Consider the following 17,032-nt stretch of genomic DNA (forward strand, 5'->3'; position numbering starts at 1 on the left):
ATGGGGGAACAACTGTTGTCTTACGGGGAAACAAGTATTACATTATGGGAAACTTCCCAAAAGGTATAATCTTAATTACCAATCATGTAACCATTCAATATTAATTAGTCATCACAAATACCAATTCCCCTCCTTTCATAATATCCGAATGATATATTCTGAAATTCTCAACAGGTTTGCCATTCAGCGTTACCGACTGCACATACTTATTCTCATCCGATAAGCCCTTTGCCTGTACCGTGAATGTTTTATTATCCGGTAATGAAATGGTGACTTCTTCTATCTGCGGTGCTCCCAATATATACTCTCCTCCAATCGGATTCACCGGATAAAATCCCATTGCAGAGAAGATATACCATGCAGACATTTGACCGCAATCGTCATTTCCGCACAATCCATCCGGTTTGGACAGATAGAAACGGTCAAAAATCTCACGAATGAGTTGCTGTGTTTTATGAGGTTGTCCCACATAGTTATATAAATAAGCCACATGATGGCTTGGCTCATTGCCGTGTGCATACTGTCCGATAAGCCCCGTTACATCTTGGGTGAATCCTGTATTCTCTTTAGATGATTCCAAGAAAAATAAAGAGTCCAGTTTATTGGCAAACTCCTCCTTACCTCCGAGTAGTTCGATTAGCCCTTCCACGTCATGTTGTACGTGCCAGGTATATTGCCAGGCATTCCCCTCCGTATAATCTCCGCCGGAAGTGGCAGCATGGGACAATAACAAGGTGTTAAAAGGAGTACGCCAGTTCCCTTTTGAATCTTTCCCTCTCATCATGGTTGTTGAAGGGTCCAGCAAATTCTTATAATAGGAAGAGCGTTTGGAGAAATAATCATAATCTTCATCATTCCCCATCGCTTTAGCCATTTGAGCCACACAAAAATCATCATATCCCGATTCCAGTGTCCGGGAAACAGATTCTTTCGGGATAAGGTCGAAAGGATAATATCCGTATTGATCATAAATCTCCCAGTCGGAATGCTGATGACTAACGGTTGAAGTACCACGAATAGCAGCATAGGCCTCTTTCGGTTCAAATCCGCGGAAACCTTTCAGATAGGCATCCACTATGACAGGAATGGCATGATTCCCTATCATACAATAACTCTCCTTTCCCCACAAAGTCCATATCGGCAGATATCCTTGTATTTTATAATGGTCAAGCATACTCTGGATCATACCATCCACCTTTTCCGGACATAGAATCGTATATAAGGGGTGAGCTGCCCTGTAAGTGTCCCACAAAGACAAAGTAGAATAATAACTACCCGTCTTCGAAGTATATATACTATCATTGGCTCCACGATAACGACCGTCTATATCAGCAATGTTGTTAGGTTGGATAAACAGATGATAGAGCGATGTATAAAAGTTGGTTTTCTGTGCATCACTTCCCGTAACTTTCACCCTAGAGAATAGTTGATTCCATTGGTTATGTGCCTCCGTACGGATTCCCTCAAAATTCCATGCCGGATTTTCTTTTTCCAAAGCTGCAATGGCACCCTCTACTCCTACCGTTGAAAGTGCTATTTTCACTTGCAAGGTATCCCCTTTCGCCAGATTGAAATCCAACAGAAGACGTTTCCCTTTCTCCGGATCAACAGAAGATAAGGTATCCTTTACCGTATATGGTTTATCAAAAGAAATCACATAATAATAGGAACGTTTCACCCAGTTCTCTACCATCTGATGTCCGGTGATGGTATGGTTATCCGGCAGATCCATATCAGCATACAATACATGTTTTTTAAGCCATTCCCGATCCCATACGACTCCACTCTGCAAGTCTATCAGCAATCCGGATGGTGCATCCGAATGATAAACGTAACGATGAAAAGCTGTCCGTTGGGTAGAAGTCAGTTCGACATCCACATCAAAATCTGTCAGGTGAACGGCATAATATCCGGGAGAAGCCTTTTCTGACCTTTTATCAAACTTACCTTTATAGACATTATTTTCGATCTTCCCACTGAAAGGTAGTAAGAGGATATCACCCAAATCAGGACATCCCGTTCCGCTTAAATGAGTCTGGGCAAAGCCGATGATAGAATCATCCGCAAAATTATATCCGCTGCAATACTTCCAGGCATCATTTCCCGTTTCCGGGCTCGCCTGAATCATACCGAAAGGAACACATGCTCCCGGAAAAGTATGTCCGTTATCCGCATTGCCTATAAACGGATTCACATATACCGAATAATCGGTATTTACTTTGGGTTGTGTAGTACAACTCAACACTAATAGTCCTCCAACTATATTTAATAATAGGATGGGGATCTTTATTGTCATCTTCATTTGTTTATTGTTCATTTTTCATTCATTTGTGTCCTGAAAAGTAATGTTCCATATCCGGGACCATCACACCATTTAGAGCCCCCCTCAATCGAGATTTTAGACATTACACGCCGGGTATAGGGCATATCCAACCCCTTGCGGGTGACATAGTGGTTGTATACAATCTCAAATATCGGGCGAAAAGCTCCTCGTTCTTTCTCCGAAATCACTTGCCAATCGCAATAACGTCCTGATATATCCGTCCAGACTTTGAAAGGAACCGATTCTCCCAGATTATACTTTACCGTATATTCGTAGCCGGTCAGCAAACGGTTGTCAAGTGCGGCATACATCTTTTCATCACCTTGATTATAGCCTGTTTCGCAAACTTCAGACAGATTACCCAATCCGAACATCACGTGGTCCTGATCGCGTCCACTCTCCTGGCACTGCCCGCTTTCACTGATATAATTTTTAATTGTACCATTATCGTGACCATTATAGTAGAAGTCAACAGCCTGATTATACAAAGATTCATCATCCAAGAAAATGCCAAAAGCCATATATGCTTTCGTTGCAGCGGCTCCCCAGTTTCCGTTTGTATAAGGCTTGGCTTTGAAAAAGGTATCCAGAACCGGAATAAATACCGTACGCAACATGTGCTCCCAGCTTGCAATATCTTTCTTTTCAACCTTGTCATACGTATGCTTGATAAGTTCGGCTGCATTGGCTAACATACTTCCTTGTAAAGAAGCACACAGGGGATCATCATTATCATTGGGGCCAATCAGTCTTAATACAGCGCTATACGCATTCAATATTTCGATTGATTTGCGGGCATGGGCTTCCTTTCCTGTAATCGTCCACATCAGAGCATTCAAATAAGCTGCTTTATGGTCATCTTCGCTCGGTCTTTTTGTATAGCTGTTCACTCCCAAGCGGGCTATAACCTCAAAAGGTCCCTGAAGCTGATAATCGGATGAAGCACAAGGATCGGCCTGCAACAATAAATAAGACTGATAAGCCGGATTTATCTTCTGGTCTACATAATGTCTGATTCGCTCCAGGCTCTCCCGGGTATGTAGAATACCCGGATGGATAAATTTATTCTCTTGTGACAGAGCTTGTTTTGCTTCTATTTTCTTCCACCTCATAAGTGCTTCTATATAGTAATAATCGGCATAAATGATAGAAGCATCTATTTCTTCCCCGGCAGGATAATGCCCGGTAGAATGTAATAGAAAGGAAGAGTTCTTCTTTCTACTCTGATAGTGCTCTGAAGATAAGCTATGAAGCATTTCTTTTGCTAATGCATAATATCGTTCGGATCGTTCCGGATCGTCTTCCAATGTTGACAGTTCCAATAAGGCGGACGCTGTTACCGCAGCAGCCGAAGCATCTTTGGGTATTGCCGGAATATCAGGTGCATCAAAATCCCAGAATGGAATCAGGTCGGCCGGCAAACGACTGATATAAAGATCGGCCACCTTTTCTGCAAATCGCAAGAAATCCTTATCACGGGTTTCACGATACACCATCGTATAGCCATAAATAGCCCATGCCTGTCCGCGTGCCCACATGGAACGGTCACTATATCCCTGGTGAGTGATTCCTTTTATAAGCTTGCCGGATATGGTATCATAAACGGCCACATGATAGCAAGAGCCGTCTTGACGAAAGTGATTTTCTTTAGTTACACGAGCATGTGACAATGCCATATCATAATACTTTTTACCTCCTCCATTTTTTGACGCCCAGAATAATAATTCCAGATTCATCATATTGTCTATGATTGTATTGTGCGGCCAACCATTTTCCGCAACTTTCCACGGCCATGACAGAATAGTCCCAACCCTGGAATTATACAGTTGGGACAGTTCTTCCGCACTTTTGAGAATAACGTCCTTATAATATTTATCCTTTGTCAGACGGTAGGCATTGCCATAACTACAGAATATCTGGAATCCCAGATCATGACTGGTAACTTTATGGGATAAAGGTTCTAACAGTCTGGTGAAATAAACGGCTTTTTCTTTTATCTCCGGTTCCCGGCTATATTCGTAATCATACCATAAAACTCCCGGAAAAAAACCACTCGTCCAATCATCGACACTCACCATATTCCAATGCAACTTATAAGCATCCATGGATCTCGGAATTTTAGAGGAAGCTCCAATTGCTTGCAATGTTTTATGTATCTGCTTATTACAGTAGGTCAGTTCTGTCTCTTGTGCATTGACTGCACACAGAATACACAGACTAGCCCACAAAGAGAATATTCTTTTCTTTATCAGGTTCATATCTATTTACCTATTATTTAAATGGATGTGTATATGACCATGCAATTATAATCAGCCCTGTCAAAAAGGGCTGACCATAATTACATTGTCTTCTTTCTACCTTAAAAACGGAAGGAGATTAATTCTCTTCCAGATAACTGTTCAGTTCATCAACATTTCTAAATGCTTTCATCCATTTGATAGTATAAGGTGATACTCCATCCGGATAAACAAGATCGGCAATCTTCAAGGTAATAGTTATATTGAATGATTTATCTGTGGACAGATATACATTCTTATCATCTTTAAAGAAGTTTCCTTCGCTAAAATTCCAATAGTAGACCGTTCCATAGTCTTTTTCAATACTTGATGCTGTATTCTGTCCCCATTGGTTGCCTACACTATTTTTATAATATCCATATTCGGAAGAGTCGAACGTAAACGCACGGGTAGCCGGCAGTCCTTTTATCACAACTGCAAGAATTGGATAATTACCGATATGCAATGCCAGTTGTCCTCGCTTCACATCACCTCTATACTTTCCGTTACCTTGCAAAGAAGGTGTTACAATGTAATCATCGCCTTCGGCTTTGCCAGTCGCATTATTAGTCACAACCTTCCAATCTGTACCCTTACCGTCAACAGCTCCTTCACTTGGCGGCATTCCACTTTCCGAACGGAACAGTAGCGTTCCATATCCCGGATGGTCACACCATTGTGCCTCCCCTTCCGGAGAAATTCTGGATATCACCTGCTGGGTATACGGCATCTTCAAGCCTTTACGAGTCACATAATGATTGTAGGCTATCTCAAACACGGGACGGAAGCTACCTCTGTCTGCCGTAGAGATGACCGTCCAGTTTGAATATCGTCCGGTAACATCCTGCCAGGTGACAAAAGGAACATCATTATATCCGAGATTATATTTAGCTGTATATTCATAACCCGTCAACAATCTATTTTCCGAGGCGCTATAGAGCGTTTCGTTTTTCTGATTATAAGCAATTTCACACGCTTCCGCCAAATGTCCCAATCCTAACATCGTATGATTCTGGTCACGTCCGCTCTCCTGACACTGTCCGGTTTCACTGATATAGTTTGTCAAACTACCATTGTCATTACCATTATAGAAAAAGTCAACAGCTTCATTATATAAACTTTCATCATCCAAGAAAACACCGAATCCCATAAAAGCTTTGATAGCAGCAGTACCCCAGTTGCCATTCGTATAAGCCGGTTTGGCAAAAAACTCCCTCAAAACCGGAATAAATACATTACGGAACATCTTCTCCCAAGCATCAATATCCGTTTGAGATACAGGTTCATAGGTATATCGAATCAGTTCGGCTGCATTTACTAAAAGAAATCCTTGCAAAGAAGCGCATAAAGGGTCGTCATTGGCATCAGGACCTATCTCACGCAATGTCCCGGCGTAGGCATTCAATATCTCTATCGTTTTCTTTGCATGTGCTTCGTTCCCTGTCAAGCACCACATAACCGCATTCAAATAGGCTGCCTTATGATCTTCTTCACTAGGCGTTTTAGTACTTGCATTAATTCCATCACGTGCAATGACAGTGAAAGGACCTTGTATTGCATAGCTGGAAGAAGCCAAACGGTTTGATTCAAGTTTCCTATAGCAGTCTATAGCCGGAGAAACATTGCCCATCACAAAGTTTTTCATCCGGTTCAAGCTACTTGTCGTATGCAGGATTCCCGGGTGGACAAAGTCCATAGAAGGGCCCGTTTCCGTATAATTCGGATTCGGATTAGCCGGTGGAGGCGTATTATCTTCCTGACATGAAACAAAAGCAAACAATAAAAATAGTATCGGTAAAATATATCTTAGTTTCATATAAGTTTCGTTTTAAAATTCAACATTCGGTTACCAACCGGGATTATTTCCCAATTCACTTCCATTGGATAAAGAATTTAACCATTGCAAAGGAATAGGGCGCAGAATAAATTTATTCTTAAAAGACTCTTCTGTCAGAGTAGTCTTGATTGTACCACCATGAATATTAGATACATCCCAGTTATATTTCAACACACGTTCTGCCAATTTACGAGTACGCTGCAAATCATTCCAACGTGATCCTTCGCCTAATAATTCCTTCGCCCTCTCATCAAGTATATCATCTAATGTTACAGTCCCGCTATAGCCTGTAAGACCTGCAACCGGAGCATTCTTGGCCGCACGTGAAGCAACATAATTAATATATTTGATCGCATTGTCATTATCATTATTCATAACTGCCGCTTCTGCTGCTATCAGACAGGTTTCTGCCAGACGGAACAGATAAATATCACGTGTGCCGGACCCCGATTCATCCTCTTTAAACTCTGTATTTCCATCTTTGAATTTCCAAATAGGAAGGAAAGTACGAGATGTTGAATTTGTCGTCTGATAAGCATACTTATAATAATCGTCATCGGACATATCGCTCGCGTCGCCAGCCGGGAAATTAAAGACCTTGTATCTTACCTTATCTTTATCTGAAGCAGACCATACCTTATATTCCGGATCGGTAGGAACCGGGAAGTAGATAATCTTATCACCTTTTGCAAAAACTCCATCCACAGGAGTAGTACACTGAAACCAGTTTTTGCCAGCGTCTTTTCCATCCACAGAAGTATTCTTGTCTCCATTCAGCGGACTCATATAAGTGACTGATGGGCGTCTGTCTTTCTGCCAGTCATACATGAGATAAGCATATTTAGTAGGAATTGCTTTTACATGCGCACTGGCATTACCATAATAGCTATCTTTCCCTAATCCTAACCAACCGCCGATAGAATATGGCATCATAAACCACTGATTCCAGATATTCGTATTATAGTTCGCCGCATCAGCAAAACCAATCGCAAAAACAATCTCGTCATTCATTTCGTTCGACTGACGATGTACCATAGCATAATCGTCCAATAATTTGTGTCCTGAATTAAGATAGACATCTTCCGCATCTTTAAAAGCATTCTCAAAATCTTTAGCATCTGCATAATCTTCATATCCACGTGTCAGATAAGCTAATGCCCGGATATGTTTGGCTGCAGCTTTAGACATACGGCCATAGCTGGAACCCGTCTGCCGATAAGGAAGCACTGCGATTGCTGCCTCCAGATCTTCAAATATTTGCTTATAAAAAGCGGCACCATCCGCATACTCAACGGTATAAGAAGGTTCTTTCGCTTCATGTATTTCCAACGGGGCCTTTCCCCAGTTTCTAATAATCTCTAATAAGTACCATGCCCGCAATGCCTTAGCCTCCGCTACTCGTTGCGCGAGAGTGTTCGGTTCCATGCCATCCGGATCATCTGTCCGTAGAATCACATTCTCCGAACGGTCGATAGCAGCATTCACATTCTTCAAAGCATTATAATAAGAGCTCCACATGGAATAAACCGTACCATTACTCGACTGATAAGTAGTGGTGTACTGGTTCATCGGAGTAATTTCCGTCGGATAATTCTGTGTAAACACATCTGTCCCCTGTTGAGTGAAAATCTGAAAGTTCGTATTATTATAAATATTCTTCAAGTTTGAATAACACCCTACAATCAAACTTTCATATCCACTTTTAGTCTGATAATATTTATCCGCTGATTGACTGGAATAATTCACTTCATCCAAAAAATCAGAACAAGAACTCATCCCTATACTTATAGTTAATGATAAAAGGACATATTTCAAATATTTTTTGTTTTTCATAAATCTGTTTTTAAAATGAAACATTAACACCTAATAGCGTATTCTTAGTCATACCATCCGTATCTCCGATATTTGTTATATCCGGCTGTTCCGGATCGAGTCCCCTGAATTTCGTCAGGATGAGAGGATTCTGTACTGTCACATAGATACGGGCATTGCTTAACCCCCATTTTGACAGTAGTTTCTTACTCAGCGAATATCCCAATGTGACATAGGATACTTTCAGGAAATCGGTCTTTTCATAAGCAATATTACCTCTGGAACCCATTTGTGAAGGTCGCCCCATTGTATTGGAAGGGTTCTCCGGTGTCCAGTAGTTTGTCCGCAAATTATTAAAGTTCTGACTGTTCCATTCCAATGCAAAGTTTTCAAAGAAACGGTCGTATTGAGTAGCGCCTAACTGGAAATACATGTGGAAAGATAAATCAAAATCACGGTATTTAAACATATTCGTCATACCTCCCGTCCAATCCGGAGTTCGTTTACCATCTATGATATAATCGTCATCAGTAAGTTTTCCGTCATTATTATAGTCTTTAATCTTGAAATTACCCGGTACACACCCATATTTCGCAGCTTCCTCTTCTTCTCCCAACTGCCACACACCAATCGTATTCTGATTCCAGTTAGTATCTACAGGCTTACCGATAAATCTTTTATCCGAATAACGGCCTCTCATTCCTTTCAGATTCACAGAATAGTTACTCAAATCTTCTTCATCGGCAAGACTTACAATCTCATTTTTATTGTAAGCTAAATTAATGGTCGTATTCCATGTAAAGTTCTTCGATGCAATATTTACCGTATTTAGCTGTAATTCAAATCCGCTGTTTCTCACTGAACCCACATTGGAAACTACCGATGAGTAACCTAAATGAACCGGAATATTACGCCCCATCAATAAATCATTCGTTGTCCGGTTATAATATTCAATATTACCGGAAATACACTGACCTAAAAAGCCGAAGTCAAATCCAACATTATATTCGGAAGTACGCTCCCATGTCAATAAGGGATTAGCTATATTAGCGGGAAGATTACCTACAGAAGTAGAAGTACCGAAAGGATAATAAACAGAACCCGAAATGTTCCCTTCAGAAGCGTAAGGGGAAACAGAATTGGCATTACCTGCCTGTCCATAACTCAAACGCAGTTTTAGATTAGACAGCCACTTCGAATCTTTGACAAAGCTTTCTTCTGTAATTCTCCATGCAACAGCCACTGAAGGAAACAGCGCCCATTTATGACCGTCAGCCAACCTAGATGAACCATCATAACGCAAACTAGCCGTCAACAAATATCTGTCTAAAAGCCCGTAGTTGACTCTACCGACGTAAGACATCATAGTCCACTGATTGAAATTAGAACTTAATCCTGTAATTTCTCCTCCATTCAAATTATACCACAACGAATTATATGACAGGTCTTTTGTCGCCCCATATAATCTGTCATACTGATATTTCTGTGCAGAAAAAACTCCGGTAGCAGTAATGGAATGTATCGCCTTCTTCCAAGTATAATTTATAATGTTATCCCAGATCCAACTCAACGAATTATCCTTTGTAGCATTAGCAATTGCTCCTTTGGCCGTACCTTGCTGCGCTTTAGTCCATACTCCGATATAATCGCCCATAGATGTCTGCGTGAAATACGGAGAAAAGGAAGAAGTCAACTCTAAATTTTCAATAGGAGTTATTTTCAGATAGATGTTACTTTGAAGATTTAAACTTTTCACTTGCGAACGCTGATTCTTTGAAGTAATCAGAGGATTGAAAAGATTATTACTCGAATACTTCCAGATTTCTTCACCTGTCACCAAACTGTTCGGATGTTGTGTAGGACGCATACGGAATACATCCCGCAATAAGTCCCAGTTACCTTTTTCACGAATACTGTGAGTAGCATACATACTTCCACCAAAAGACACATGTTTGTTGATAGTTATATCTACCACTGAACGCAAATTATAACGCGTATATTCTTGTGGCTGAATCATACCATCTTCATAATAGTATCCACCGGAGAAACCATATTTTACAGCTTCCGTACCTCCTACTGCCGACAGGCTATGGTTGGTTATAAAAGCAGGATCGGAAATAGCATCCAACCAATCATAATAGTTACCATCTTTTACCGCCTGAAGTTCGGAGGGATCTGTAAATATCTGCTCGTCTCTTTTATAAACATAATTGGGAGCCCCGCCACGAGTTGCTTCTCTGGCAAGCTGTACATATTCATCTCCGGACATCATATCCGGCAGGTTAGTATATGTTCTAAACCCCACATAGCCATTATACGAAATCTTGGGTTTACCGGTCTGGCCTCTCTTAGTTGTAACAATGATAACTCCATTGGCACCACTGGATCCATAAATAGCTGTTGCAGACGCATCTTTCAACACATCTATCTTTTCAATATCATCCGGATTCACAAAGTCCAGATTTCCACCCGGCACTCCGTCAATGACAATCAACGGAGAGGAAGAAGCTGTTATAGAATTAATACCACGGATTTTGATATCATACCCTCCACCCGGTTTGTTATTGGAACGTACAATCGTCACTCCGGAAAGTTCACCCTGCAAAGCACCGGCAGAGTTTGTATTGCCTCCCCTTACCAGATTTGCATTGGACACGGAAGCTACAGAACCTGTCAAATCAGATTTCTTCACAGCTCCATATCCCACAACCACCACTTCACTCAAGGCTTTTGCATTCTCCCGCAACACAATATTCAGTGACTTCTGATCTGTCACCTTAATTTCCTGTGTCATATATCCCAAATAGGAAATTTCAATTACATCTCCGGGAGTTACATTCAAGGAAAAAGCTCCATTTATATCTGTAATGACTCCTTTCTTCGTCTTGGGTATCACAATATTTGCCCCCACAACTGGGAAATCCGTTTCATCTTTTACTATACCCGTCACTGTTCTCTCCGACGGCTTGGCTGAAGCACTTCCACCCACAGCAGTCTTTTCAACCTTTTGCGTCAGAATGATATGACGACCTTTAATGGTATATGATAAATTGGCTTTAGCGGTAATTACTTCAAGTACATCTTTTAATGTGCTGTTTCTTTTATCGATTGTTATTTTTTGTTTCCTATTGATTTCATCTGAATTGTAAAAGAACAGATAATCCGTCTGTTTCTCAACCATTCTTATTACATTCTCCAGATTTTCATTCTTTACCGATATGGATACTTTTTTATCCTGCGCATAAATATTGCTTGTTGTGAGCTGCAAAATAAATAACAACAAAACGGTAAAAGTTATTTTTATGTTTTTTATGCTTCTTTTTGGGGGATACCCGTAAGTCATAGACTGTTTATTCATACATTTGTAAGTTTTAAGATTAAACACTATTCCATTCAAGAGGAAGTTTAATTTTTTGAGATGCAAACATCTCGGAGAGAAGAAAATCGGCCAAAATTTTCTTCTCTCTTTCTTATTATATAAGGTTAACTGCTATTCATTCTGTCGTTCTTAATTTAGATTAGTTATTCAATTTATAATCACATGTTGCTTATTTACCTGATATTGAATTGGAATTGAGACATTTATCACATCCAGAATATCCTTAATGCTTTGTCCCCGATAGAAGGTTCCGGTAAATTTACGTCCTTTCAAGTTATCCGACTGAACCCGGAAATCGACTCCGTAAATATGTCCCAGCCTGTTCAATATTCCGTCTAAACTTTCTTCATGAAAATAATAATAACCGGAAATCCATGATGTATAAAGAGAAGCTTCTACTTTATCTACTTTATAAGTTCCTTTATCTTTATTGTAGACATATTGTTGATTGGGTCTTAAAACAACCGGAGTATTTATATTTTCACTAGTCAAACGAATGGAGCCCTCCAATAAAGTAGTAACAGCAACAGAATCCGACGGATAAGCTTCCACATTGAATTTGGTGCCTAAAGCTTCTATCTCCTGCCCATTCACAACCACGATGAAAGGTTTACTTTTTTGCTTGGCTACATCAAAGAATGCTTCTCCCTCCAAATAAACCACACGTTTATCTTTTCCATAATGAGGATCATAACGGAATTTCGACTGACTGCCCATGCTCACCTGTGTACCGTCTGACAGTATTATCTTATCAGCAACAATTCCATCACCACTCACATATTCGGCTATCGGAGCAGGAGAAGTAGTATTTAACATCAAGAAGATAGTAGAAGTAAGGGCGATGGCGATAACAGCGACTGCCGCATAAGTCTGAATTCTCCGGAAAAGAGTGTATATTTTCTTTGGAGTCTGCTTCTGTTTCTTTTCCAATAAACGTTGCCAGCTCTTATCCATATCAATATCGCTTCCTTTAAACAAGCAAGCATCATAGACCATCTTCGCTTCGAAAAAAATCTTTTTATTTTCAGGTGTTTCATTCACCCAATCATAAAACTGATTGATCTCTTTCTCATTCAACGAACCTTTTAAAAACCCTATTATCAAATCTGAAATCATGTTTTCCATATATAAATAGATAATATTTACCTGTTTTTATATATGTAACGAACCATCGGCAAAAACTACTCACCGACTTCTTTATTTTTTTTAATTATATTTTTCTACGTGATGGAAAACGAGAATTCATGCAGGCTATACGAACATAAATAAATAGACAAAAGCCGTCTGAAGTTCCTTTCGCAAGAAAAGCAATGTTCTATATAATTGATTCTCTACTGTTCGCGTGGATAAATTCAATCTTTCAGCAATCTCTGCTGCCTTAAGTCCCTCCATATATGACAACAAGAAGATCTCGCGTCTTTTTTCGGGCAATTCATTTATTTTCGCCATCACATGTGCTATCAAGTCTTTCCTCATAAATAACTCATCAGCACCGTCGTAAAAGCTCAACTCATCTAATTTGAGCTGGATAGCACGCTTATCGGCAAACTCCTGTTCGAGACTAATACGACGCAAATGATCGATACAGGCATTCCGGACAGCAACAAACAATATATTTTTAACCTCTGATTCAGATAACAGAAAAACTTGTTTATCCCATATTCTAAGAAATACATCCTGCACAATATCTTCTGCAAAGAAAGGAGAAATAAACTTCCCAGCAAAACGCAACAACATGGGCGCATATTGCATATACAGTTTCTGATAATTATTTATATCATTCACATGTTCATCTTTCATTTCAGTATTCTACAAGGCCAAAGTGTATTAATAATCATCATCAGAGAAAACAAAACCAATCATGTTGGTGGTGACAAAAATAGATATATTCTCGTTATAAACAAAAAAGATGAGATCCGTTTTTTCTTTCATCCTGACTATATATTCATAGAATATACAATAAAGTCCAAACGTTGTAAATTTCCGTCTTCATTTGCCCCATTTACACAAATAAAAACTATCTTTGCGTTTCAGAATCCCGAAAGACGAAAGAAATGGAGCAAATAGACAACCTAAAAGAGCTTATCAATCAGGGGGATGTGGACACAGCGATTAAGCAATTGGACCAGCTTCTCCAGGACACTTCTGTCGAAAAAGAGAAAGATACTCTTTACTATTTACGGGGAAATGCCTACCGAAAAAAAGGAGATTGGAAGCGGGCACTGGACAACTACCAGTATGCCATCGAGCTCAATCCGGACAGCCCTGCCGTTCAGGCCAGGAAAATGGCAATTGATATCCTCAATTTCTACCACAAAGATATGTTTAATCAATAATCGAACTCAAAGATAACGTAATAAAATAAAGATTATGGCAAAAATCAAAGGAGCAATCGTAGTCGACACGGAGCGTTGCAAAGGATGCAACCTGTGTGTAGTGGCATGTCCGCTCGATGTAATCGCCCTCAATAAAGAGGTAAATATGAAAGGCTATAACTATGCCTGGCAAGTAAAAGAAGATACCTGCAACGGATGCAGCTCGTGTGCAACGGTTTGTCCGGACGGATGTATTTCAGTGTATAAAGTAAAAGTAGAATAAAAGAAAAGAATATGGCAGAAGAAGTTGTATTAATGAAAGGAAACGAAGCCATCGCCCATGCAGCTATCCGCTGCGGTGCGGATGGATACTTCGGATATCCTATTACTCCCCAATCGGAAGTGTTGGAAACGCTGGCCGAACTGAAACCGTGGGAAACAACCGGCATGGTAGTACTCCAGGCAGAAAGTGAAGTGGCAGCTATCAATATGGTATATGGAGGTGCAGGTAGTGGAAAAATGGTTATGACATCATCCTCAAGTCCTGGTGTAAGTCTGAAACAGGAAGGTATCTCTTACATCGCAGGTGCCGAACTTCCTTGTCTGATTGTGAACGTGATGCGTGGCGGTCCCGGACTGGGAACCATCCAACCGAGCCAGGCAGACTACTTCCAGACTGTAAAAGGTGGTGGTCATGGTGACTACAGACTGATAGCACTCGCACCGGCATCCGTACAGGAAATGGCGGATTTCGTAGCACTGGGATTCGAATTGGCATTCAAATACCGTAATCCGGCTATTATTCTTGCTGATGGTGTGATCGGACAGATGATGGAAAAAGTAGTTCTTCCTGTTCAAAAAGCACGCCGCACGGAAGCGGAAGTAATCGAACAATGCCCATGGGCTACTACCGGAAAGGCGAAAGGCCGCAAACCGAACATTATCACTTCTCTGGAACTGAAACCGGAAGCAATGGAAATCAACAACCTCCGCTTCCAGGCCAAGTATCGTAAAATCGAAGAAAACGAAGTACGTTTTGAAGAAATAAACTGCGAAGATGCAGAATATCTGATCATCGCCTTTGGTTCAATGGCACGCATTGGCCAAAAAGCAATGGAACTGGCTCGTGAAAAGGGTATCAAAGTAGGTATTCTGCGTCCGATCACCTTGTGGCCATTCCCGACAAAGGCAATTGCCTCTTATGCTGATAAAGTAAAGGGCATGCTTGTTACGGAACTGAATGCCGGACAGATGATTGAAGATGTCCGCCTGGCTGTTAACGGTAAAATAAAGGTAGAACATTTCGGACGCCTCGGCGGTATTGTGCCCGACCCGGATGAAATTGTAACTGCCTTGGAAGAAAAAATAATGTAATTAGACGATTTACGATTAAAGTAACTATGGTAAGTCGCAAAATAATCTTAATCGTAAATCGTAAATAAAAAATAGTAAATAAAGCGATGAATCCCGATAAAATAAGAAACGTACTGAATATCCTCTTTATGATATTGGCCGTCGCAGCCATCATCATCTATTTTGTAGCCAAAGAAGATTTCAAAATGTTTATCTACGTATGCGGCGCGGCAATCTTTGTCAAGCTGATGGAGTTTTTTATACGGTTCACCAACAGATAAGGAGAAGAAGTTATGACTAAAGAAGAAATAATCAAACCCGAGAATCTGGTTTACAAAAAACCGACTCTGATGAACGATAACGCCATGCACTACTGTCCGGGCTGCAGTCACGGCGTGGTACACAAACTCATTGCCGAAGTAATAGAGGAAATGGGCATGGAAGATAAAACAGTGGGAATCTCTCCGGTAGGATGTGCGGTTTTCGCCTATAACTATCTGGACATTGACTGGCAAGAAGCAGCACACGGGCGCGCTCCTGCTGTGGCAACCGCTGTCAAACGCTTGTGGCCGGACCGTCTCGTATTTACATACCAAGGCGACGGTGACTTGGCCTGTATCGGTACAGCTGAAACCATACATGCTTTGAACCGTGGCGAAAACATTACGATTATCTTTATCAACAATGCCATCTATGGTATGACAGGTGGTCAAATGGCCCCGACTACACTGGTAGGAATGAAGAGTTCGACTTGTCCTTACGGACGTGACGTGGAACTTCATGGCTATCCGCTGAAGATTACTGAAATCGCTGCCCAATTGGAAGGAACCGCTTACGTAACCCGCCAGTCCGTACAATCCGTACCGGCTATCCGCAAAGCTAAGAAAGCAATCCGTAAGGCGTTTGAGAATTCCATGAGCGGTAAAGGTTCCAACCTGGTGGAAATCGTTTCTACTTGCAGCTCCGGCTGGAAGATGACTCCCGAAAAAGCAAACAAATGGATGGAAGAACACATGTTCCCATTCTATCCGCTAGGTGATTTAAAAGATAAAGAATAACGCTAAAAGTCAACAGAACAATGAAAGAAGAAATTATTATAGCAGGCTTCGGTGGACAAGGCGTATTGTCTATGGGTAAGATTCTGGCATATTCCGGTCTGATGGAAGGCAAAGAAGTGAGCTGGATGCCGGCTTATGGTCCTGAACAACGAGGTGGAACGGCCAACGTTACAGTTATTGTAAGCGACGACAAGATATCTTCACCGATTCTAAGTAAATATGATGCTGCCATCATTCTGAACCAGCCTTCACTCGAGAAGTTCGAAAGCAAAGTGAAACCCGGCGGTATCCTGATTTATGACGGTTACGGAATTATCCACCCTCCTACTCGCAAGGATATCAAAGTATATCGTATTGACGCAATGGATGCAGCCAACGAGATGAACAATGCCAAAGCATTCAACATGATCGTACTTGGCGGTTTATTGAAACTTCGTCCGGTTGTAACTTTGGAGAATGTGGTTAAAGGATTGAAGAAAACCTTGCCGGAACGCCACCACCACTTGATTCCTATGAACGAGGAAGCTATCAAGAAAGGGATGGAGTTAATCCGTGAGGTTTAATAAATTAAAAATTAAGAATTGAGAATTAAGAAATAATTGCTCGCCAAGTAAAGGATGCAACATATTTTTCAATTCTCAATTCTCAATTCTCAATTAAAGTAAGTATCTTTGCCTCC

General features: G+C 40.8%; 13 protein-coding genes. 6 read left to right on the forward strand and 7 right to left on the reverse strand.

Annotated elements, in window-relative coordinates:
• Positions 1 to 100: 100 nt before the first annotated feature.
• The 7 genes from AAHJ11_RS02530 to AAHJ11_RS02560 form a co-directional block, all read right to left on the reverse strand.
• Positions 101 to 2,296, reverse strand: a complete 2,196-nt coding sequence (locus AAHJ11_RS02530; RefSeq protein ID WP_148366376.1) for a GH92 family glycosyl hydrolase — start codon at positions 2,294 to 2,296, stop codon at positions 101 to 103.
• Between the two features lie 17 nt (positions 2,297 to 2,313).
• The gene (locus tag AAHJ11_RS02535) at positions 2,314 to 4,575 is read right to left on the reverse strand and encodes an alginate lyase family protein (RefSeq protein WP_297284693.1); all 2,262 of its coding nucleotides are present in this window, start codon (positions 4,573 to 4,575) and stop codon (positions 2,314 to 2,316) included.
• A 124-nt stretch (positions 4,576 to 4,699) separates the two neighbouring features.
• Positions 4,700 to 6,415 carry a DUF4979 domain-containing protein gene (locus AAHJ11_RS02540; RefSeq protein WP_148366239.1) on the reverse strand — a complete coding sequence of 572 codons (1,716 nt, stop codon included), beginning with the start codon at positions 6,413 to 6,415 and terminating at the stop codon, positions 4,700 to 4,702.
• Positions 6,416 to 6,445: 30 nt separating this feature from the next.
• A complete protein-coding gene (locus tag AAHJ11_RS02545) occupies positions 6,446 to 8,269 on the reverse strand; it encodes a RagB/SusD family nutrient uptake outer membrane protein (protein ID WP_148366237.1) in 1,824 nt (607 codons plus the stop codon).
• A 10-nt stretch (positions 8,270 to 8,279) separates the two neighbouring features.
• On the reverse strand, positions 8,280 to 11,606 hold the full coding sequence (locus tag AAHJ11_RS02550) for a TonB-dependent receptor (protein WP_148366235.1): 3,327 nt from the start codon (positions 11,604 to 11,606) through the stop codon (positions 8,280 to 8,282).
• A gap of 168 nt (positions 11,607 to 11,774) precedes the next feature.
• Positions 11,775 to 12,752 (reverse strand): FecR family protein, encoded by a 978-nt coding sequence (locus tag AAHJ11_RS02555; RefSeq protein WP_148366233.1) that lies wholly within the window; start codon positions 12,750 to 12,752, stop codon positions 11,775 to 11,777.
• Positions 12,753 to 12,878: 126 nt separating this feature from the next.
• Complete coding sequence (locus tag AAHJ11_RS02560) at positions 12,879 to 13,427, reverse strand: RNA polymerase sigma-70 factor (protein ID WP_148366231.1); 549 nt, start codon at positions 13,425 to 13,427, stop codon at positions 12,879 to 12,881.
• Positions 13,428 to 13,681: 254 nt separating this feature from the next.
• Between AAHJ11_RS02560 and AAHJ11_RS02565 the strand changes: the two genes are divergently transcribed.
• From AAHJ11_RS02565 to AAHJ11_RS02590, 6 genes are all read left to right on the forward strand, one after another.
• Positions 13,682 to 13,963, forward strand: a complete 282-nt coding sequence (locus tag AAHJ11_RS02565; protein WP_008999149.1) for a tetratricopeptide repeat protein — start codon at positions 13,682 to 13,684, stop codon at positions 13,961 to 13,963.
• 34 nt (positions 13,964 to 13,997) lie between these two features.
• Positions 13,998 to 14,225 (forward strand): ferredoxin family protein, encoded by a 228-nt coding sequence (locus tag AAHJ11_RS02570; protein WP_004297419.1) that lies wholly within the window; start codon positions 13,998 to 14,000, stop codon positions 14,223 to 14,225.
• Between the two features lie 11 nt (positions 14,226 to 14,236).
• Positions 14,237 to 15,316, forward strand: a complete 1,080-nt coding sequence (locus AAHJ11_RS02575) for a 3-methyl-2-oxobutanoate dehydrogenase subunit VorB (RefSeq protein ID WP_148366229.1) — start codon at positions 14,237 to 14,239, stop codon at positions 15,314 to 15,316.
• 86 nt (positions 15,317 to 15,402) lie between these two features.
• Complete coding sequence (locus AAHJ11_RS02580) at positions 15,403 to 15,576, forward strand: hypothetical protein (protein ID WP_008999147.1); 174 nt, start codon at positions 15,403 to 15,405, stop codon at positions 15,574 to 15,576.
• Between the two features lie 12 nt (positions 15,577 to 15,588).
• Positions 15,589 to 16,353: a thiamine pyrophosphate-dependent enzyme gene (locus AAHJ11_RS02585; RefSeq protein WP_005677852.1), complete on the forward strand. Its 765-nt coding sequence runs from the start codon at positions 15,589 to 15,591 to the stop codon at positions 16,351 to 16,353.
• 20 nt (positions 16,354 to 16,373) lie between these two features.
• Positions 16,374 to 16,916 (forward strand): 2-oxoacid:acceptor oxidoreductase family protein, encoded by a 543-nt coding sequence (locus AAHJ11_RS02590; RefSeq protein WP_074556452.1) that lies wholly within the window; start codon positions 16,374 to 16,376, stop codon positions 16,914 to 16,916.
• The last annotated feature ends 116 nt before the right edge of the window (positions 16,917 to 17,032 follow it).

It is taken from the genome of Bacteroides sp. 90-K9/2, from assembly GCF_047310725.1.
Taxonomy (GTDB): domain Bacteria; phylum Bacteroidota; class Bacteroidia; order Bacteroidales; family Bacteroidaceae; genus Bacteroides; species Bacteroides vicugnae.